Raw genomic sequence first — 19,166 nt, forward strand, 5'->3', positions numbered from 1 at the left:
CATGCCGAGACCGGTTGAGAGGGCTTTTACGGGGGCCCGGCGTGGAACATCCCCTCTGACCTCGTACGCTGCGGTAGTGAGGATCTTCGTCGCCCGGCTCGCCGGAACCCCGGTGTTCGACCCGGCGGGTGACAAGGTCGGGCGGATACGCGACGTCGTGGTCGCCCTGCGCCCCAACGATCCTCCGCGCGTGCACGGGCTCGTCGTCGAGGTCCAGCCCCGCCGCCGGGTGTTCCTGCCGATCACCCGCATACGCAGCATCGAGGCCGACGCCGTGATCTTCACCGGCGCCATCAACCTGCGGCGCTTCGAGAAGCACACGACCGAGTCCCTGGTGATCGGCGAGCTGCTGGACCTGGCCGTGGAGGTGAACGGCGAGCGGGCGACCGTCCTCGACCTCGCCATGGAGCAGGCCAAGGGCGGCGAGTGGCTGGTCACCAAGGTGGCGGTGCTGCGGGGCGCCGGACGCGGCCTGCGCCGCCGCCGCGGCGAGACGCTGATCGTGGACTGGGCGGACGTCGCCGGGGTCGGCGCCGTGCAGACCGACCAGGGCGCGGCCGGCCTGCTCGCCGCCTTCGAGGAGACCCGCCCCGCCGACCTGGCCAACGCCCTGCGCCACCTGCCCGACAAGCGCCGCGCAGAGGTGGCCGCCGCGCTGGACGACGAGCGCCTCGCCGACGTCCTGGAGGAGTTGCCCGAACGCGACCAGATCGGCATCCTCAGCCGCCTCGACGCCGAGCGGGCCTCCGACGTCCTCGCGGCCATGGACCCCGACGACGCCGCCGACCTGCTCCAGGACCTGCCGCCCGCGCAGGCCGAGGCGCTGATCGCCCGCATGGAGCCCCGCGAGGCTGCGCCCGTCCTGCGCCTGCTGCCGTACGAGGAGAACACCGCGGGCGGCATGATGACCAGCCGCCCCATCGTCCTGCCGCCGCACGCCACGGTCGCCGAGGCCCTGGCCGAGATCCGCCGCCAGGACATCACCCCGGCGGTCGCCGCCCAGGTGTACGTCGCGCGGCCGCCCGTCGAGACGCCGACGGGCAAGTACCTGGGCGTGGCGCACTTCCAGCGGCTGCTGCGCGAGCCGCCGTCCTCGCTGCTCGGCGCGGCGATCGACAACAGCGTCGACCCGATCCGGCCCGATCTGCCGCTGCGCGAGGTGACGTCCTACCTGGCCATCTACAACCTGGTGGCCGTCGCGGTGGTGGACGAGCTCGGGCGTCTCGTCGGGGCCGTGACCGTGGACGACGTGCTGGACCACCTGCTGCCCGCCGACTGGCGCGAACGGGACGAGCACGCCACGGGCGCGCCGCCGATCGACGCCGCCGGGCGGCCGGAGGTCAGCGGTGGCGCCTGACCGGCTCGACCAGCCGCGCGAGCTCCGGCGCACCCTGCGCCCGCACTACGACCCCGAGGCGTTCGGACGGCTTTCCGAGCGGTTCGCCCGGTTCCTGGGCACGGCCCGGTTCCTCGTGTACATGACGGTGTTCATCGCGGTCTGGGTGCTCTGGAATGCCCTCGCCCCGAGAACCCTGGCGTTCGACCCCTATCCGTTCATCTTCCTGACCCTGATCCTCTCGCTCCAGGCCTCCTACGCCGCGCCGCTGATCCTGCTCGCGCAGAACCGCCAGGCGGACCGCGACCGCGTCCAGGGCGAGCAGGACCGGATGGCGGGCGAGCGCAACCAGGCCGAGGTGGAGTACCTCACCCGCGAGCTCGCCGGGCTCCGGCTGGCCATCGGCGAGCTGGCCACCCGCGACTACATCAGGAGCGAGCTGGAGCACCTGCTGGACGAGATCCACGCCTCGCCGGACGGCCGGGGACGGCCGGAGACCCACTCCCGGGACGCCTGAGCGGAGGCGGATACCGGCGGGCCCCATGGAGGAACGGCGGCCTGTGGAGGAACGGGGGCCGTGGCGGACGACCCGGCTCAGTCCGAGGCCGGAGGGAAGAGCTTGGCCAGCATGGCGGCGCACTGCCGGAGCTCCTGGTCGTCCAGCAGGCCCAGGAACCGCCCGTGGACGGCGCGCAGGTAGGTGGGGGTGGCCTCCGACAGGCGCGCCTCGCCCGCCTCGGTGAGCACCGCGTAGAGCCCGCGCGCGTCGCTCGGGCAGGCCTCGCGCTCCACCAGCCCGTCCCGCTGGAGGCGGTCGATCAGCCGCGTCAGCCCGCTGCGCGACAGCAGCACCCGGTCGGCCAGGTCGTTCATGCGCAGCCGCCGCCCGGGGCTCTCGGCGAGCTGGCAGAGCACGTCGTAGGCGGCGGGCGCGAGATCGTGCTCGCTCACCAGCGCGACCTCCAGGCTCCGGGTGATCTGCACCTGGGCCCGCTGCAGAATGCGCCAGACGATGAGTTGCTGCGGGGTGATCTCCGCCGTCATGGACGTCACGCGGTCATCCTAGAAGGTCGCATAACGACACACACCTCACTGTGGCCGTCTCTTGGCCGTACGGCAAGGGGTCGTGATTAGTAGGATCGGCCCTGGGTTCGTAGCATGGATCCATGGCACCAACCCCAGAAGTGGTGACGGCTGCGCTCGCGACGGTCAACGACCCGGAGATCCGCAGGCCGATCACCGACCTTGACATGGTCAAGAGCGTCGATATCTCCCCGGACGGGGTGGTGCGGGTCGGCGTCTATCTCACGGTCGCCGGCTGCCCGATGCGCGACACGATCACACGCGACGTCACCGCCGCCGTCTCCAAGCTCGACGGCGTCACCCGCGTCCACGTCGACCTGGACGTCATGAGCACCGAGCAGCGCAAGACGCTCCAGACCAAGCTGCGCGGCAACCGCGGCCCCGAGAAGGAGATCCCCTTCTCCAAGCCCGGCTCGCTGACCCGCGTGTTCGCCGTGGCGAGCGGCAAGGGCGGCGTGGGCAAGTCGTCCGTCACCGTCAACCTCGCCGCGGCGATGGCCACCTCGGGCCTGAAGGTCGGCGTGCTCGACGCCGACATCTACGGCCACTCCGTGCCGCGCATGCTGGGCGTGAGCGAGCGCCCCACCAAGGTCGAGGACATGATCATGCCGCCGGTGGCGCATGACATCAAGGTCATCTCGGTCGGCATGTTCAAGCCGCCGGGCAACTCCCCCGTGGTGTGGCGCGGGCCCATGCTCGACCGCGCGCTCCACCAGTTCCTCGCCGACGTCTACTGGGGCGACCTGGACGTCCTGCTCATGGACCTGCCCCCGGGCACCGGCGACATCGCGATCTCGGTGGCGCAGCGCATGCCCGGCGCCGAGATCCTGATCGTGACCACCCCGCAGCAGGCCGCCGCCGAGGTCGCCGAGCGCGCCGGTTCGATCGCCACCCAGACCCACCAGCAGATCGCCGGCGTCATCGAGAACATGGCCTGGCTGCCCTGCCCGCACTGCGACGAGCGCATCGCGGTGTTCGGCGAGGGCGGCGGGCAGAGCGTCGCCGACGGCCTCACCCGCGCCCTCGGCGCCCGCGTCCCCCTGCTCGGCCAGGTCCCGATCGACCTGCGCCTGCGCGAGGGTGGCGACAACGGCAAGCCGCTGGTGCTCACCGACCCCGACAGCCCCGCGGCCACCGAGCTGCGGCGCATCGCCGAGGGCCTCGGCAGGAAGTCCAGCAGCCTGAAGGGCCTCCAGCTCGGGCTTTCGCCCGCGGGGCGCTGAGACGCCGCTCCAGGCGCGCCTGGAGCACCCGTACATGTGAGAAGGGGACCCGCCCTGAGGTGGGTCCCCTTCTTCGCGTCTTCAGGGCCCTTCGCGTCTACGAGGCGCACGGCCCGGCGTACCCGGCGCCGTGCCGCCTGGCCCCTCGGTGGCGTACGGCCCGCCCGTACCGACCCGTCAGGTGGCCTCGGAGTCGTACGGCGGGATCTCGCCGTACGCGAGCTCGCCGCCGGCCCCCGCCATGGCGTACGGCTCGTCGTAGGACGACGGCGGGTCGTCGACGTCGGCCGCCGGGCGTTTCCAGTCGTCCTCGAGATCCTGCAGAAGGTGCTTCCTGACGAAGTTCTTCGGATGCAGGTCGGTCGGGTCGAAGTTCGCGAACTCCGGCCCCAGGTTGTCCTGCAGGTCGCTCCTCGCGTTGTTCGCCATCTGACGGACCTGCCGCAGCATGCGGCCGGCCTGGGCCGCCGCGCCGGGAAGCTTGTCCGGCCCGAAGACCAGCAGGGCGATCACCACGAGCGCCAATATCTCCGGCCACCCGAGTCCGAACACTGTGATCTCCTAGGCTCTGCTACGCCGAACGCCTGCCGCCCGGCCTGGAGCGGCCGACGGCGACCCCGGCTAACCCCAGACTAATGCCACGGCCGGCCGGAGGCACCATGCGAGGGGCGTATATCACGACGGCTGTGGGGTCGGCACCGGAACGGCGTCGATGGTCACGCTGGCGGTCATGTCCCGTCCATCTCGGCGGAACTTCAGCGTCACCGTGTCCCCGGGCGCCTTGCTGCGGATCGCGACGATCAGCTCGGCCTGGTCGCTGACCGGGTTCCCGTCGATCGCCAGGATGACGTCGCCGGGCTTCATGCCCGCCTTGTCCGCCGGACCGCCCGGGACCACCGGCGGCTGGCCCTGCTCGGCCGTCGTGGCGATGCGCACGCCCTCGCCCTGGTAGTCAGGGTCGAGCTGGACGCCGATGCGGGACTTCTTCGCCGAGCCGGTGGTGATCAGCTCTTCGGCCACCCGCCGCACGTGGTTGATCGGGATCGAGAAGCCGAGCCCGATGCTGCCGCTCTGCGAGCCCAGGGAGCTGTTGCCGAGCGTGGCGATGGCCGAGTTGACGCCGATGACCTCGCCGGCCCCGTTGACCAGCGGGCCGCCCGAGTTGCCTGGGTTGATCGCCGCGTCGGTCTGGATGGCGTTGATGAACGACGACTCGCTCCCGCTCTCGCCTCCGGCCGTCACCGGGCGGTTGAGCGAGCTGATGATGCCCGTCGTGACCGTGCCGGTGAGCCCGAGCGGGGAGCCGATCGCGATGACCGGGTCGCCCACGACCACGCGGTCGGAGTTGCCGAGGGTGATCTCCGGGACGCCGAAGGTGTCGTCGGGCTTGACCACCGCGATGTCCGAGCTCGGGTCACGCCCGACGATCTTGGCCGCGGTGGACTTCTTGTCGTTGAAGGTGATCTTGATGTTGCCGGTCTGCGCCGCCGCGGCCACGACGTGGTTGTTCGTGACGACGTACCCGCCCTTGATCACGAAGCCCGAGCCCGTGCCGGCCTCGCTGTTGCCCCGGACGTCCAGCGACACCACGCTCGGCAGGACCTTGGAGGCCACGCCCGCCACGGAGTCCGGGGCCCGGTTGACGATCGCGCCCGTGGGCGTGCCGAGCGAGTACGCCGGGTCGACGCCGTCGCCGTTCGATCGGGTGAGCAGGTAGGTGCCGACGCTGCCCGCGGTCGACGCCACCAGGGCGATCACGACGGCGAGCGCGGCCAGCACGCCCGTCCTCGGCCCGCGGGAGCCCGCGGCGCCCGTCTCGGTGCGGGGCGCGCCGGGCGGCGGCGCCCACCCCGGACCCATGCCGTACGGGTTGCGCGGCGGGGGCGGGCCGTACGGGCCGCCGGGACCGCCTGGGTAGGGACCGCCGGGCGAGCCGTACGGGGCCTGACGCGGCGACGGCGGGACCGGGCCGGAGGGGTTGCCCCAGCCGGACGCCCCCTCGCCCCCCGGCCGCCGCCCGGTGTCGTCGCCGGACTCGGCGGCGAAAGGGACGAGCGTGTCGGTCATGGTGTCGCGCGGGGCGTACGGGCCGGGCGCGAACGGGTCGCCGCCCTCATACCCCTGCCCTCTCGCCGCGAACGGGTTGGGGCCGGTGAAGGCGTCCGGCCCCGACACGGGCGCGCCCGCCGGGCGGCCGTCGGACGCGGGCAGGAACTCCGGCCGGACGCGCATCACGCCCGGCTCCCCCGGCGGCGAGCCCTCACTGGAGCGCTGGGATGAAGCGGCCACGTCCCCGGCATCGAAGGTACGTGTCTCGTCGGTCATCGAACGCTCACTCCCGGGGCTGTCGGCGGCGGCTACGTCAGATTGTCTCTCCGACCGCATACGAACGCCGTAAACGCCGCCCGTCAAGGGTCCATCCGATCGTATGCCCGCCCCGGCGCGAACGGCACGGACACCCGCCCGCCCCGGCCCGCGTCACGTTCCGGAAGGTCAGGGCTGCCGCGCGGGGGTGCCCATGCGCCCCGGCACGAGCTGACCGGCCGGTGGGGTCGTGCGGTGCTGGTTGGCGAACATCTCGACCGGCGGCGACGTCGGCCTGTCGCCGGTGCCGCCCACCATGAAGAGCGTGCCGAGCGCCACGGCCGCCGAGGCCACGCCGACGGCGACGTAACCCGCCCGGCGGCCCCCCTGCGAGCGACCCGGCCCGGAGAAGCCTCCTCCGCGCCGCGGCCTGTTGTCCGACGGCGAGGTCATCGAATAGGTCGTACTGGGAAACGGGCGCACCCGCGGCGGGATCGGCCCGCCCGGCTCGGACATCCGAAGCAGCGACATCGTCAGGTCCGCCGGGACGGCCGGCGGGTCCAGCGACCGCAGGCGGCTCTTGAGCGCCCGGATCGAGTCCAGCTCCGCGCGGCAGTCCGCACAGAAGGTCAGATGCGCCAGGGCCCGTTCGCGCTCGGCGTGACCGAGCTCACCGTCTATGAGCGCTGAGGCGCGCTCTCCGAGATGGCTCATGCTCCCTCCCTGGTTACGGTCGGGGGGAGTTCGTCGCGGCGGGGCGCCCGGTGCTCGAGCGCCTCGCGCAACTGGCTGCGACCGCGGTGGATACGGCTGCGGACGGTGCCCAGCTTCACGCCGAGCGTCGCCGCGATCTCCTCGTAGGACAGGCCCTCGATGTCGCACAGCACGACGGCCGCGCGGAACTCCGGCTGGAGCGAGTCGAGCGCCGCCTGGATGTCGGGTTCGAGCTGGGCGTCGTCGAACACCTGCGCCGGCGAAGGCTCGCGCCCCCGCAGGCGCTCGGCGGCGTCGTCGCCGAGCCCCTCGAACCTGATGCGCTGGCGACGCCGCGCCATGTCCAGGAAGAGGTTGGTCGTGATGCGGTGCAGCCAGCCCTCGAAAGTGCCCGGGGTGTAGCTGGACAGCGACCGGAACACCCGGACGAAGACCTCCTGCGTGAGGTCCTCGGCGTCGTGAACGTTGCCGGTCAGTCTGTAGGCCAGCCGATAGACGCGCGCGGAATGCGCGCGCACGACCTCCTCCCAGGTGGGAGGCGTCCACGCTCCGTCGGCCGACCGGGGGTCGCCCCCCGCCAACGCGTCATCTGGAGTATCAGCCTGGTGGTAGTCGTCCACCAGCACTCCTCTCTCCGGGACCACCGCTACAGCCATAGTGCCTGCTTTCGTCCCCTCCTGCGTACCCACGGCCCAACCTGGCCGCGCCGTGGTTTCCCCGCGTGCGCCTCGCACACGACCTTCATAACGTTCATGAGCGTTCGCGAACTTCCCCGAACTCGAGTGAACCTGGTTGAACAAAGGTCGTTCAAAGCGTGCAACGTACCCGTTGTGGCGTGAGTTCCCGTTCGGCCCCGACTCCCCTAGGCTGCGACCAATACGTGCGTCCGGCGAAAGCGGGGAGGAGAGGCCGATGGCCCCGACGCCGACGAGTCCGGTGGAGGCCACACTGGCCTACGCGGAGGAGTTCCACTACGAGGACGAGGTGCTACAGGTCGCGAGGCGGCGCGGGCTGGAGGTCGGGGCCGTCCCGATCCTGCCCGGCGGCGGCGCGGCGCTGAGCTTCCTCGCCACGGCGATCAACGCCAGGGCCGTGGTCGAGGTCGGCACGGGCTGCGGCGTCTCGGGCCTGTGGCTGCTGCGCGGCATGCGCGCGGACGGCACGCTGACCAGCGTCGACGTCGAGCCGGAACATCAGCGGCTGGCCCGCCAGACCTTCGCCGAGGCCGGGTTCTCCGGCAGCAGGGTGCGCCTGATCACAGGCCGCGCCCTGGACGTCCTGCCCCGCCTGGCCGACGGCGGGTACGACCTCGTCTTCTGCGACGCGGCCAAGCAGGAGTACGGCGACTACCTGGCCGAGGCCGTCCGCCTGCTGCGGCCCGGCGGCATCGTCGCCTTCGACAACGCGCTCTGGCACAACCGGGTGGCCGACCCCGCCCAGCGCGACCCGGACACCGTCGCGATCCGCGAGCTCGGCAAGCTGGTCAAGGGCGACGAGCGGCTGCGCGCGCTGATGATGCCGCTCGGCGACGGCCTGCTGGCCGCGGTCAAGACCGCCAACTGAGCCGGCGGGCCCCCGCCCGCCGCGAGCGCGCGGGCTACGAGGACAGCCACTCCAGCAGCAGCCGGGTGCCGAAGCCGGTGGCCCCCTTGGTGAAGATGCCGTCGTCGGACGTGCTGCGGGCGACTCCGGCGATGTCCAGGTGGGCCCAGCGGCGGCCGCCGGCGAACTCGCGCAGGAACAGCGCCGCCGTGATCGCCCCGCCCCCGTACGTGCCCTCGGCGTCGATGTTGGACAGGTCGGCCACCGGCGAGTCCAGCGCGGGGCGGTACTCGTCGATGAGGGGCATGCGCCACAGCGGGTCACCGGACGCGGTTCCGGCCTCCACGAGCTCCTTGACCAGGTCGTCGCTCGGGGAGAACACCGCTCCGATGTCGCGGCCGAGCGCGATGCCGATGGCCCCGGTGAGGGTGGCGACGTCGACCACGGTGTCGGGCTCCAGGACGTCGTCGGCGTACGCCAGGGCGTCGGCCAGCACCAGCCTGCCCTCGGCGTCGGTGTTGAGCACCTCCACCGTGCGGCCGCCGTAGTGGGTGATCACGTCACCCGGGCGCTGCGCGGAGCCGGACGGCATGTTCTCGGCCGCGGCGACCAGGCCCGTCACGCGGGTGCGCACGCCCAGCGCGCCCAGCGCCCCCAGCACGGAGATCACCACCGCGCCGCCCGCCATGTCGGTCTTCATGAACTTCATGCCGTCGGTGGGCTTGAGGGACAGGCCGCCGCTGTCGAAGGTGATGCCCTTGCCGACCAGCACGACATGCGTGCCGTCGGGGTCGGCGGGCTCGTAGGCGAGCTGGATCAGCCGGGGCGGGCTGACCGAGCCCTGGCCCACCGCGAGGATGCCCCCGAAGCCGCCGGCCACCAGGTCGTCCGGCTCCCACACCTTGGCCTCCAGGCCGGAGCGCCCGGCGACCTCCTCGGCGCGGGCGGCGAGCCAGGCGGGGTTCTTCTCCGAGGACGGCGTGTTGGCGAGATCGCGGGTGAGGGCCACGGCTCGGGCCACGACCTCGGCGCGCTCGATCGCCGGACGGGCCTCCTCGGGTCCGGACAGGAGGATCTCCTGGACGGCCTTGCCGCGGCTCGCGCCGATGCGCAGCCCGTAACCCGCCAGCAGGGCAGCCTCGGCGAGCGCCGACCACGCGCGCTCGCCCGCGTCGTCCGGCAGTCGCACCTCCAGCGACCGGCGTCCCCTGGCCTTGCGCGCCAGGACCGCTCCGGCCTTGCGCAGCGCGGACGGCGAGGCGTCCCCGACGCCGTACAGCAGGACCCGGCGCACGGCCTCGTCTCCCTCGCCGCCTTCGGCACGGTAGGCGACCGGCGCCTCGACGACCTCACCGGCCTCGCCCTTGACCTCGTGGTGGGCGAGCAGGGCGTGGACGGGCACGGGAAGCTCGACGTCGGCGGTGAGGTCCCTCCCGAAGGGCACGGCCAGCAGGTCGGCGTCACCGACGGGTGTGGCGGTGAATCGGAGCGAGGTCTCGATGGGCATGGTGGTCCTCCCCGGGCCTGGGCGGGATGGCCGGCCTGAATGTGCGACAGCCCCGGCATGGGGCGCGCGGCCCGGCCGCCGGGGCCGTCAAGTCGCCTGTGTCGATTGGTCGGGTCAGGGGTATGTCAGCCGACGACGTTCTTCAGAGCGTCGCCAAGGGCTCTGGCCTCGTCCGGTGAGAGTTCGACGACAAGCCGGCCGCCACCCTCCAGAGGGACCCGCATGACAATGCCCCGTCCTTCCTTGGTGACCTCCAGCGGACCGTCGCCGGTCCGCGGCTTCATCGCCGCCATGCGTGTATCCCTTCCTGCCTCGGCCTGCGCGATTCCGGGCCGCGCACTCCACGCCCGGCCGCCCGCCGCTTTCACGTCTTCTGTGACGTCCCATTATCCCGCCTCGCGAGCGCACATGGGTAACGATCTCCTCCCAGAATGCGTTGTCCAGGGCCCTTGCGCCGACCAAACTGGTCCGTGTGAACGCCCGTGCCGCCCTTTTCGATCTTTACGGAGATCACTTGCGGATTCGCGCCGGACGCGCGTCCGTGGCCGCGTTGGTCCGGCTGCTCGCCCCGCTCGACATCGCCGCGCCGGCCGTGCGGACCGCGATCTCACGGATGGTACGGCAGGAGTGGCTCAAGCCCGTCCGGCTCCCGCAGGGTCCTGGGTACGCGCTGACGCCGAAGAGCGTCCTGCGCCTGGACGAGAGCGCCGTGCGCATCTACCGCACGGTGGCCACCGCGTGGTCCGGCCGCTGGCACGTCCTGGTCTTCGAGCCGGTCCGCGACCGGGCGAAGCGCGAGCGGCTGCGCGCCGACCTGACCTTCCTCGGGTACGCCTGCCTGTCGGAGACCACCTGGATCGGCCCCCGGGCCTCCCCGGAGCTCGCCGGGCTGCTGGAGGAGCAACGGGTGCGCGCCGACCGGTTCGAGAGCACCCTGGACGGCGACCCGCAGGAGTTGGTCGCCCGCGCCTGGGACCTGGGCGCGCTGGCGAGGGCCTATGACGCGTGGATGCTCCAGGCCATGGATCTGGTCGGGGGGCTGCCATGCGACGCCCCCGACGACCGCGTGTTCGCCGCGCGTAGCAGACTGGTCCACGGATGGCGCAACTTCCTGTTCCGCGATCCGGGCCTCCCGCCTGAGCTGCTGCCGCCGGCCTGGCCCGGTGAGAAGGCCCGCGCCTTCTTCGAGCAGGAGGCCGCGCGGCTGCTGCCGGCGGCCGCCGCCTTCGTCGACCGCAACCTGGACAAGGGAGTCCACTGATGGATCAGCCGGACACGCAGCCGGACACGAAGCCGGGTACGGCCTCCTCCACGCCGGAGGCGTCCCCGACGGCCGACGAGCACGGCCACGACCACGTCCTCTACGCGGTGCGGGACGGCGTCGCCACGGTCACGCTCAACCGCCCGGAGGCGATGAACGCGCTGACCGTCCAGATGAAGGCGAGCCTGCTGGAGGCCCTCGAACGGGCCCGTGACGACGCCGCGGCGCGGGCCGTGCTGCTCACCGGGGCCGGGCGCGCCTTCTGCGCCGGGCAGGACCTTCAGGAGCACGCGGCCAACCTCGCGGCGGGCGTCGGCCTCGACAACACCGTGCGGGCGCACTACAACCCGATCGTCCTCACCATCGCGGGCATGGGGAAGCCGGTCGTCGCGGCGGTCAACGGCGTCGCCGCGGGCGCGGGCGCCTCGCTGGCCTTCGCCTGCGACTTCCGGGTCGCCGCGGACTCCGCGAAGTTCGCGATGGCCTTCGGCGCGATCGGCCTCGCGCCCGACTCCGGCGCGTCCTGGACGCTGCCGCGGCTGGTCGGCCCCGCCAAGGCGCGCGAACTGCTGCTGCTCGGCGACACGGTGGGCGCCAAGGAGGCGCTGGAGCTCGGCCTGGTCACCTCGGTCGCCCCGGGCGCCGAGCTCGGCGAGCGGGCCCGTGAGCTGGCCGTCCGGCTCGCGCAGGGGCCCACCCTGGCCTACGGGGCGATCAAGCAGGCCCTGGACTTCTCGGCGGCGCACCCGTTGGAGGACTCCCTGGAGGTCGAGGCCGACCTCCAGGACTTCTGCGCCAAGACCGACGACCACGCCGCCGCCACCCGCGCGTTCCTGGCCAAGCGGCACCCCGTCTTCGAAGGGCGCTGAGCGGCGGCTGTGGGCCGGGGCTCAGACCGCCCTGGCGCGCACCCAGCAGTCGGCGACGTGGTCGTCGACCAGGCCGATCGCCTGCATCAGCGCGTACGCCGTGGTCGGGCCGACGAACCGGAAGCCATGACGCTTGAGCTCCTTGGCCAGCGCCTTGGAGCCGGGCGTCACCGCGGGCACGTCCGCGAGCGTCTTCGGCGTCGGCGCGGCCGGGTCGGCGTACCGCCAGACCAGCTCGGACACCCCGCCAGGGACCTCGGCCGCGACCCGGGCGTTGGCGATGGCCGCCTCGATCTTCGCGCGGTTGCGGATGATGCCGGCGTCTGCCAGCAGGCGCTCGACGTCCGCCTCGCCGAACGCGGCCACCGCGGGGATCGAGAACCCGGCGAACGCGGCGCGGAAGTTCTCGCGCTTGCGCAGGATGGTCAGCCAGGACAGGCCGGACTGGAAGGCCTCCAGGGTCAGCCGCTCGAACACCAGGTCGTCGCCCCGGACGGGACGGCCCCATTCTTCGTCGTGGTACCGGATGTAGTCGGGGGCGGAGGTCACCCAGCCGCACCGCACAAGCTCAGGGGTCACGAAGTCCGAGGTTACAAGCTTCCGGCCGCCGCGCCGACCCGCCGCGGAGCCGTCCGGCGGGCGTGCGGCACGGCGTGCGGCTCCTCGCTCGCGACGGTCACGCGTCCTCGGGGCCGGGACGCTCGCCCGCCGCGCCGCCGTTGGACGCCGCGTGCTTCCCGGAGGACCCGCCGGGCGTCTCGAACGCGCCGCGCTCCTTGCCCGAGCCGTCCACGTTCTGGGCGTCGAAGGCGGAGGTGTCGAAGGGGCCGCGCTCCTTGGGGTCGAGCGCGTCGCGGTCGCCGACGGGGGCAGCCGACAGGGCCCGCTTCGGGGGCGGCTCGGTGGCGGCCTCGAACGGGCCGCGCTCCTCCGCCGAGGGCTCCGCCGAGAGGCCGCGCCGGCCCGTGCCGGACTCGGAGGGAGGCGTGGCGGAGACGCCCTGCACGGGCGTGACCTGGCCGATCACGCCGAACAGCGCCTCGGCCGACTCGTGCTCGGCGATCGGCGGCCCGGGCTCGGGGGTGGCGATCGGCGCCCAGGAAGGCCGCGCGTACGACTCCTGGCGCGCCGCGATGCGCCCGGCGAGCAGCTCTTCGAGGCGCTGCTCCAGCACGGCGATGTGGGTGTCGCGCTGGCCGATGGCCGTCGCGGCCCGTTGCAGCGTCTCGTCCACCGTCTGGGTGTGGTAGCCGACCAGGCTGACCGGCAGGTGCAGGTCCATGAAGTCGGCGGCGGTGAGCTGCCCGGGCGCGGGAAGCTCCAGCGGCGGCACGTCGGGCGCGAACTCGACGAGCTCCCCGCCACGTCCCTGCGAGACCACCACCACACAGGAGAGAACGGCCAGCGCGGCGACGGCGAGTAGGACCAGCACATACGAATCGTGCCACATCGACCCCGACCGGCGCGCCTCGTTGCCGTGGACGAGCGATCGCACGCCCGCACTACGACCAACCGGCCTCCCGGTCGCCCGATATCCCGATATGCCCGAGATATGGCGATCGACCAGGAGAGCCACCTCACCGGCCATGGGAGAAGCCGTGTGAGAATCGGCGTATGGCTACCGTCCAGGTGATCGGCCCCATGGAGCCCCTCGATCCCACGTGGACGGAGGCGCGCTCGGCCGCCGAGGTGGAGCGCCACGCCGCCGCCGGTCGTACGGTCGCGGTCACCCTCTCCGGCGACGAGACCACCCAGATCGCCGCCGCCGCCGTCCTCGCCTGGCTGGGCGCGCGCGTCTTCCGCACCCCCTACCAAGCGCCGGTCCGCCAGGCGATCGACATGGCCGAATCCCTCGCGGGCAGACGCCCCCCGTCCCTCACCCGCCGCGGCCTGGCCTGACGTCGCCCGGCCGGCGAACCGCGGCGACCACCCGTACCGCGCCGCCGGCCTCAACCGGTCGCGGACTCGCCGATCTCCTCGCCTGTGGGGGTCACGGGGTGGGCGGGTCGTTCCAGGTGGGTCAGGGCTTCTTCGACCGTCGTGGTCCAGGCGATGGCGTCGTAGACGTTGGGGCGGGTGAAGCCCTGGTCGTACATGTCGTCGACGAGCCGGCGCAGAGCGCCGTACAGGCCCCACGGGTCGAGGATGACCAGGGGTTTGTCGTGCAGGGCCAGCACGCGGGCCGTCCAGATCTCGAACAGCTCCTCCAGCGTGCCGATGCCGCCGGGCAGGACGAGGAAGGCGTCGGAGCGCGCGTCCATGAGGCCTTTGCGCTCGCGCATGTCCCCCGTGATGATCAGCTCGTCGGAGTCGGTGTCGGCGATCTCCAGGTCGACCAGGGCCTGCGGCATCACGCCGACCGTCCGCCCGCCCGCCGCGCGGGCCGCGCGGGTGACCGCTCCCATGCAGGAGACGGTGGCGCCGCCGCTGACGAGCGTGTGCCCACGCCGGGCCAGCTCCGTGCCCACCTCGGCCGCGAGGTCGATGTACTTCTGGTCGATCTTCTGACTGGACGAGCAGAAGACGCAAATCGCCATCGTCACATCGGCAACCCTATACAGATCGGCATCCCCTCCCCGGCCACCACCACAGCCGGCGCCCGCGACACCATGGCCGCCGGGCGCGGTCGCACCCGGTATTTTCCGAACCGTCCACCCGGCGACCACCGCCACGAACGGCGATCCGGCATTTCGAAGGTGACGGCCGCGTCCCGTTCATGCCTACGGCCCGTGGCCGCAATCCTCCGACGTTAGCGTCCGTGCCGGTCCCGGTGCCCCGTGTGGGCCAGGGACGCAGGACAGGTTCGCTGGACCCTGGCCGGCCACCGCGCCAGGGCCGGGCTCGCTCGGAGGTCTCTGTGCGTCTCACTCGTCGTCAAACCCTCGCCGGCCTCGGTGCCGCCGCCGTCGCCCCCCTCGTCGAGGGCACCGGCGCCCACGCCGCCACGCGGACCGGGTGGCCCTCCCTGCCGCCGCCGCGTTCCGGCGCCGCCGGGAACGAACGCTACTGGGCCCGGGTGGCTCGCGAGTACGACGTGTCCGACGACGTCGTCAACCTCGAGAACGGCTTCTTCGGCCCGATGCCGCGCGGGGTCGCGAAGTCCTACGAGCAGATGATCGAGCGCGTCAACGACCGCAACTCGTACTACCTCCGCACGACGTTCAACACCGATTTCGACGCGGTCGTCGCCCGGGTCGCCGAGACGGCGGGGGTGTCGCCGGAGGAGATCGCGCTCACCCGGGGGGCCACCGAGGCCCTGCAGACGCTGATCGCCGGGTACAACCGGCTTTCGCCCGGTGACACGGTCGTGTACTCCGACCTCGACTACGACTCGATGCAGTACACCATGAACTGGCTGCGCGACCGCCGCGGCGTGAACGTCGTGACGTTCGCGATGCCGGAGCCCGCGAGCCGGCAGGCGATACTCGACGCGTACACGCGCGTGCTCGACGCCAACCCCAAGACGCGCCTGCTGCTGCTCACGCACCTGTCGCACCGCACCGGCCTCGTGATCCCTGTTCCCCAGATCGCCGACCTCGCCCGCGCGCGCGGCGTCGACGTGATCGTCGACGCCGCCCACTCGTGGGGGCATCTCGACTTCTCCGTCCCCGGCCTGCGGTGCGATTTCGCGGGCTTCAACCTCCACAAGTGGATGGGCGCGCCGCTGGGCGTGGGGTTCCTGTACATCAAGAAGGACCGGCTGGCCGACATCGATCCCGCGTACGCGGACCCCGGGACCGGCGTCCGCGCCCGGGTCCACACGGGAACGACCAACAGCGCGAACGTGCTCGCGGTCCCCGCGGCGCTCGACTTCCACGACTCGATCGGCCCGGCGAACAAGGAGGCCAGGCTCCGCTTCCTACGTGATCGGTGGGTCTCCCAGGTCCGCGGGCTCGACCGTCTGCAGATCCTGACCCCGGACGAGCCCGGCATGTACGGCGCCATCACGTCGTTCCGCCTTCGGGGGCGCACCAGCGCTGCCGACAACACCGCCATCCAGACCTGGCTGCTGAAGCGGCACAACATCTTCACGGTGCGCCGCGGGGGCGTGGCGGCCGGGGACTGCATCCGGGTGACACCGGCGCTTTTCAGTTCCCCCGCACACTGCGACCGCCTGGCCGAGGCTCTGCACGAGCTCGTACGGACGTTCTGACCCCACGGCGGAGCCGCGCGTCCTCGCATCGGACGCGCGGCGCCCGGGCCGGCGGCCTACTCGTCCGGACGCTCGCCTCGGCGAAGAGGATTCCGAGCCGGCTCATCCAATGTTCATGAGGACGACACACTGACGCGCCTAAGATCGCCCGAACCGCGTGTTTACAGCTCATCCCGACCCCCAGTAAGGAGGTCCGACGATGCGACGCCGTAATTTCCTGCGCGCCTCGGTGCTCGGTGCGAGCACTGTGGCGTTCACCGGGAGTCTCTGGCAGGACGCCTTCGCCGCGCCCGCCCAGAACGCCACCGGTCCCTACGGTCCCCTGCAGGCCGCCGACGCCAACGGAATCCAACTACCCAGCGGTTTCACCAGCCAGGTCATCGCCAGATCCGGCCAGAGCGTGCCCGGCACGTCGTACACCTGGCACAGCGCGCCGGACGGCGGCGCCTGCTTCGCGGACGGCACGGGCTGGATCTACGTGTCGAACTCCGAGGTCAGCCCGAACGGCGGCGCCTCCGCGATCCGCTTCACCTCCACCGGCGCCGTCGCCTCGGCGTACTCCCTGCTGTCGGGCACCCGGCAGAACTGCGCCGGCGGGGCGACGCCCTGGAACACCTGGCTTTCCTGCGAGGAGGTCAGCCTCGGCTACGTCTACGAGACCTACCCGTTCGGCGGCGCGGCCGTGCGGCGCCCCGCGATGGGCGCCTTCAAGCACGAGGCCGCCGCCGCCGACCCCGTCCGCAAGGTGATCTACCTCACCGAGGACGAGACCAACGGCCGGTTCTACCGCTTCATCCCGACCACGTGGGGAAACCTGTCGTCCGGCACCCTCCAGGTCCTCGTCGCGGGCTCGGCCACCTCGGGCTCGTTCAGCTGGGCCAACGTCCCCGACCCCGACGGCTCGCCGACGGCGACGCGCAGCCAGGTGTCCGGTTCCAAGGCGTTCAACGGCGGCGAGGGCTGCTACTACGCCAACGACACGGTGTGGTTCACCACCAAGGGCGACAACCGCGTCTGGCAGGTCAACCTGGGCAACAACACCTATGAGCTCGCCTACGACGACAACCTGGTCAACCCCGGCCCCGCGCCGCTGACCGGCGTGGACAACATCACCGGCTCCACCTTCGGCGACCTCTACGTCGCCGAGGACGGCGGCAACATGGAGATCTGCGTCATCACGCCGGACGACAAGATCTCGGCGTTCCTCCGGATCAACGGACAGAGCGCCTCCGAGATCACCGGCCCCGCCTTCAACCCCGCCGGCAACCGCCTCTACTTCTCCTCCCAGCGCGGCACCTCCGGCTCCTCCTCCGGAGGCATCACCTACTGCGTGACCGGCCCCTTCCGCACCTGATCCCGGACGCGGCGCCCGGTGCCCCCGGGTGTCGCGGGCTGACGCCGGCCGTCGTTCACGACGGCCGGCGACCGGGCCCGCCCGCACGGGCCTCCAGGACCTCCCGCACCGCGTCCAGAACGAGGCGCGGCTCGGCGTACTGCACGTAGTGCTCGGGGGACTTCACCACCACGAGCCGGCCCCCGGTCGAGAGGGCGGCGAGGCTCCGGTAGCGGTCGAGCGCCGGCGCCGGGTGTCCCCCGGCCGCGATCACCACCGTGGGCAGGTCTCCCCACGCCCGCGGATGTACGGTGGCGCTCACCTCGGCCGCGCTGTCCAGCTCGGCTCCCCGCTGACGGAGCCTGTGCCAGTAGTGTCCGAGGTCCTGGAGCTCGGATCCGCATTCGCCATCATCAGGGTGGCCTTGGCGACCGAGCGGGCGTAGGCCTCGCGGTCCGGGCCCTCGTAGTGCCAGATCATCCGCACCAGCACAGCGGGGGTGGTGGCGTGGATGACCAGGGCCTCGCGCCGTTCCTGGGACAAGGTTTGGATCACCTCGGGAGGGAGAGTCTTGGGATCATGCAGGGTGGATTGGACGGTGTGCCCCGTGCTGCCGTGCTGATGAGTGGTGAGGAGTTCGCGGTACTCACCAGCCAAGGCGGACAGGTCCCGCAGTTCGTCACCGGACAGACCGCCCAGGGCGATCTTCACCGTGGAGGCGCCCCAGAGCATGGCCGCGCCTTCGCGGCCCCACCGGTTCTCGGCCTGGCCATGTTCTGGAGCACGGCGACAAGGAAGATTCCCGATCCACCCGCGTACGACATCAGGGCGGGCAGGTGCGGGAGTGGGACGACGTTGGCAACCTCATCGCACAGCAGGGCAAGCGGCGGGTCGAGCCGGCCGCCGGGTGAGGCGTCGGCGAGCTTCTTGGCGGTCTCGGTGAGCTCGTCGATGAACGCCGAGATCAACGGCGCCAGGTCGGTGGCCTGTTTCTCCGAGACCAGCAGGTAGATCGTGCCCCGGGCCTTGAGAAAGGCCTCCGGGTCGACCCCCTCCCCCGCCGCCGGGGTGAAGGTGGCGCGGGCGGTGGGGCCAGCAGCGGCGCCACCGCCGTCTGCACGGTGGTCCACAAATTGGAGCGGGTGCCTTCGGGTGAGCGGTAGGCGGCGTTGCGACCCTCGGTCGCCCGCGGAGGCGACCGCCACAAGAACCGGCACTCGCCGTTGTCGCGCTTCCCAACGTTGCGACCCTCGGTCGCCCGCGGAGGCGACCGCCACGTTCGACCATGAGCTTGCCGTCGTAGTCCCGGTGGTTGCGACCCTCGGTCGCCCGCGGAGGCGACCGCCACGTTCGACCATGAGCTTGCCGTCGTAGTCCCGGTGGTTGCGACCCTCGGTCGCCCGCGGAGGCGACCGCCACAAGGGCACCCTTCGCACGTACGCCGAATTTCTTTTCGTGTTGCGACCCTCGGTCGCCCGCGGAGGCGACCGCCACCTGCCGGCCGACGCCGTCCATGACGCGGACGGGGGTGTTGCGACCCTCGGTCGCCCGCGGAAGCGACCGCCACACACAGGCACAATCGACTTCGCAAACCTGAGTGAGGAGGTTGCGACCCTCGGTCGCCCGCGGAGGCGACCGCCACCACGTCGTCGGGGTCGATCCGGTCCGCGGTGTGCTGTTGCGACCCTCGGTCGCCCGCGGAGGCGACCGCCACTGAGAGCGGTCACGTGGAACTCTTGATCAGCGGACAGAAAAGTCGAGGCTGACGGACAGCGGTTCCTGGTCGGCGGCCATCAAAAGTCCTGGTCAATGGCCAGGTTGATCTCCTGATCCTGTCCGTG

20 protein-coding genes, 1 pseudogene and 1 CRISPR repeat array are annotated in these 19,166 nt (G+C 72.1%); of the genes and pseudogenes, 9 read left to right on the forward strand and 12 right to left on the reverse strand.

Going from position 1 to position 19,166, the window contains the following annotated elements; translation table 11 throughout:
• Positions 1 to 76: 76 nt before the first annotated feature.
• Together DQ384_RS38875 and DQ384_RS38880 are read left to right on the forward strand one after the other, a co-directional pair.
• Entirely contained in the window at positions 77 to 1,357 is a 1,281-nt protein-coding gene (locus tag DQ384_RS38875) for a magnesium transporter MgtE N-terminal domain-containing protein (RefSeq protein ID WP_342769498.1), read from the forward strand.
• Positions 1,347 to 1,853 carry a DUF1003 domain-containing protein gene (locus DQ384_RS38880; protein ID WP_114033895.1) on the forward strand — a complete coding sequence of 169 codons (507 nt, stop codon included), beginning with the start codon at positions 1,347 to 1,349 and terminating at the stop codon, positions 1,851 to 1,853. The genes DQ384_RS38875 and DQ384_RS38880 overlap by 11 nt, the downstream gene beginning before the upstream one ends.
• Positions 1,854 to 1,930: 77 nt before the next feature.
• Here the strand turns inward: DQ384_RS38880 and DQ384_RS38885 are convergent, their stop codons facing one another.
• Positions 1,931 to 2,380 carry a MarR family winged helix-turn-helix transcriptional regulator gene (locus tag DQ384_RS38885; protein ID WP_114033918.1) on the reverse strand — a complete coding sequence of 150 codons (450 nt, stop codon included), beginning with the start codon at positions 2,378 to 2,380 and terminating at the stop codon, positions 1,931 to 1,933.
• 122 nt (positions 2,381 to 2,502) lie between these two features.
• Here DQ384_RS38885 and DQ384_RS38890 point away from each other — a divergent pair, with 122 nt between their 5' ends.
• On the forward strand, positions 2,503 to 3,642 hold the full coding sequence (locus DQ384_RS38890; RefSeq protein ID WP_114033896.1) for an Mrp/NBP35 family ATP-binding protein: 1,140 nt from the start codon (positions 2,503 to 2,505) through the stop codon (positions 3,640 to 3,642).
• A gap of 177 nt (positions 3,643 to 3,819) precedes the next feature.
• Here DQ384_RS38890 and DQ384_RS38895 read toward each other — a convergent pair whose 3' ends face one another.
• From DQ384_RS38895 to sigE, 4 genes are all read right to left on the reverse strand, one after another.
• Complete coding sequence (locus DQ384_RS38895; protein ID WP_114033897.1) at positions 3,820 to 4,194, reverse strand: sec-independent translocase; 375 nt, start codon at positions 4,192 to 4,194, stop codon at positions 3,820 to 3,822.
• 123 nt (positions 4,195 to 4,317) lie between these two features.
• Positions 4,318 to 5,967: a S1C family serine protease gene (locus tag DQ384_RS38900; RefSeq protein ID WP_245967083.1), complete on the reverse strand. Its 1,650-nt coding sequence runs from the start codon at positions 5,965 to 5,967 to the stop codon at positions 4,318 to 4,320.
• A gap of 168 nt (positions 5,968 to 6,135) precedes the next feature.
• On the reverse strand, positions 6,136 to 6,660 hold the full coding sequence (locus DQ384_RS38905; protein ID WP_114033899.1) for an anti-sigma factor family protein: 525 nt from the start codon (positions 6,658 to 6,660) through the stop codon (positions 6,136 to 6,138).
• Positions 6,657 to 7,316 (reverse strand): RNA polymerase sigma factor SigE, encoded by a 660-nt coding sequence (gene sigE, locus DQ384_RS38910; protein ID WP_114033900.1) that lies wholly within the window; start codon positions 7,314 to 7,316, stop codon positions 6,657 to 6,659. Before sigE ends, DQ384_RS38905 begins: the two co-directional genes overlap by 4 nt.
• A gap of 256 nt (positions 7,317 to 7,572) precedes the next feature.
• Here sigE and DQ384_RS38915 point away from each other — a divergent pair, with 256 nt between their 5' ends.
• Positions 7,573 to 8,223: an O-methyltransferase gene (locus DQ384_RS38915; protein ID WP_114033901.1), complete on the forward strand. Its 651-nt coding sequence runs from the start codon at positions 7,573 to 7,575 to the stop codon at positions 8,221 to 8,223.
• Between the two features lie 34 nt (positions 8,224 to 8,257).
• Here the strand turns inward: DQ384_RS38915 and DQ384_RS38920 are convergent, their stop codons facing one another.
• Positions 8,258 to 9,709 (reverse strand): leucyl aminopeptidase, encoded by a 1,452-nt coding sequence (locus DQ384_RS38920; RefSeq protein WP_114033902.1) that lies wholly within the window; start codon positions 9,707 to 9,709, stop codon positions 8,258 to 8,260.
• A 125-nt stretch (positions 9,710 to 9,834) separates the two neighbouring features.
• Positions 9,835 to 10,002, reverse strand: a complete 168-nt coding sequence (locus tag DQ384_RS38925) for a DUF3117 domain-containing protein (protein ID WP_114033903.1) — start codon at positions 10,000 to 10,002, stop codon at positions 9,835 to 9,837.
• 179 nt (positions 10,003 to 10,181) lie between these two features.
• Between DQ384_RS38925 and DQ384_RS38930 the strand changes: the two genes are divergently transcribed.
• Both DQ384_RS38930 and DQ384_RS38935 read left to right on the forward strand, forming a co-directional pair.
• Complete coding sequence (locus DQ384_RS38930) at positions 10,182 to 10,970, forward strand: PaaX family transcriptional regulator (protein WP_114033904.1); 789 nt, start codon at positions 10,182 to 10,184, stop codon at positions 10,968 to 10,970.
• Positions 10,970 to 11,839, forward strand: coding sequence for an enoyl-CoA hydratase-related protein (locus DQ384_RS38935; RefSeq protein WP_114033905.1), 870 nt, complete (start codon positions 10,970 to 10,972; stop codon positions 11,837 to 11,839). The genes DQ384_RS38930 and DQ384_RS38935 overlap by 1 nt, the downstream gene beginning before the upstream one ends.
• A 21-nt stretch (positions 11,840 to 11,860) precedes the next feature.
• Here the strand turns inward: DQ384_RS38935 and DQ384_RS38940 are convergent, their stop codons facing one another.
• Positions 11,861 to 12,418 (reverse strand): DNA-3-methyladenine glycosylase I, encoded by a 558-nt coding sequence (locus DQ384_RS38940; RefSeq protein ID WP_114033906.1) that lies wholly within the window; start codon positions 12,416 to 12,418, stop codon positions 11,861 to 11,863.
• 97 nt (positions 12,419 to 12,515) lie between these two features.
• A complete protein-coding gene (locus DQ384_RS38945; protein WP_114033907.1) occupies positions 12,516 to 13,334 on the reverse strand; it encodes a hypothetical protein in 819 nt (272 codons plus the stop codon).
• Positions 13,335 to 13,453: 119 nt separating this feature from the next.
• On the opposite strand from DQ384_RS38945, the gene DQ384_RS38950 reads away from it, so the two are divergent.
• Positions 13,454 to 13,738 carry a hypothetical protein gene (locus DQ384_RS38950; RefSeq protein ID WP_114033908.1) on the forward strand — a complete coding sequence of 95 codons (285 nt, stop codon included), beginning with the start codon at positions 13,454 to 13,456 and terminating at the stop codon, positions 13,736 to 13,738.
• 50 nt (positions 13,739 to 13,788) lie between these two features.
• Here DQ384_RS38950 and DQ384_RS38955 read toward each other — a convergent pair whose 3' ends face one another.
• Positions 13,789 to 14,376, reverse strand: a complete 588-nt coding sequence (locus tag DQ384_RS38955) for an LOG family protein (protein WP_114033909.1) — start codon at positions 14,374 to 14,376, stop codon at positions 13,789 to 13,791.
• Between the two features lie 320 nt (positions 14,377 to 14,696).
• Between DQ384_RS38955 and DQ384_RS38960 the strand changes: the two genes are divergently transcribed.
• Positions 14,697 to 15,992, forward strand: a complete 1,296-nt coding sequence (locus DQ384_RS38960) for an aminotransferase class V-fold PLP-dependent enzyme (RefSeq protein ID WP_220183376.1) — start codon at positions 14,697 to 14,699, stop codon at positions 15,990 to 15,992.
• Between the two features lie 199 nt (positions 15,993 to 16,191).
• On the forward strand, positions 16,192 to 17,346 hold the full coding sequence (locus tag DQ384_RS38965; RefSeq protein WP_114033911.1) for an alkaline phosphatase PhoX: 1,155 nt from the start codon (positions 16,192 to 16,194) through the stop codon (positions 17,344 to 17,346).
• Positions 17,347 to 17,401: 55 nt separating this feature from the next.
• Here DQ384_RS38965 and DQ384_RS38970 read toward each other — a convergent pair whose 3' ends face one another.
• Positions 17,402 to 17,647 (reverse strand): hypothetical protein, encoded by a 246-nt coding sequence (locus tag DQ384_RS38970; protein WP_114033912.1) that lies wholly within the window; start codon positions 17,645 to 17,647, stop codon positions 17,402 to 17,404.
• Positions 17,644 to 18,455, reverse strand: a pseudogene (locus DQ384_RS44030) (type IV secretory system conjugative DNA transfer family protein). The gene DQ384_RS38970 and the pseudogene DQ384_RS44030 overlap by 4 nt, the downstream one beginning before the upstream one ends.
• Positions 18,456 to 18,493: 38 nt before the next feature.
• Positions 18,494 to 19,039: direct repeats of the CRISPR family, unit length 37 nt; unit sequence GTTGCGACCCTCGGTCGCCCGCGGAGGCGACCGCCAC.
• Positions 19,040 to 19,166 lie beyond the last annotated feature (127 nt).

This window comes from Sphaerisporangium album, from assembly GCF_003323745.1.
GTDB lineage: Bacteria > Actinomycetota > Actinomycetes > Streptosporangiales > Streptosporangiaceae > Sphaerisporangium > Sphaerisporangium album.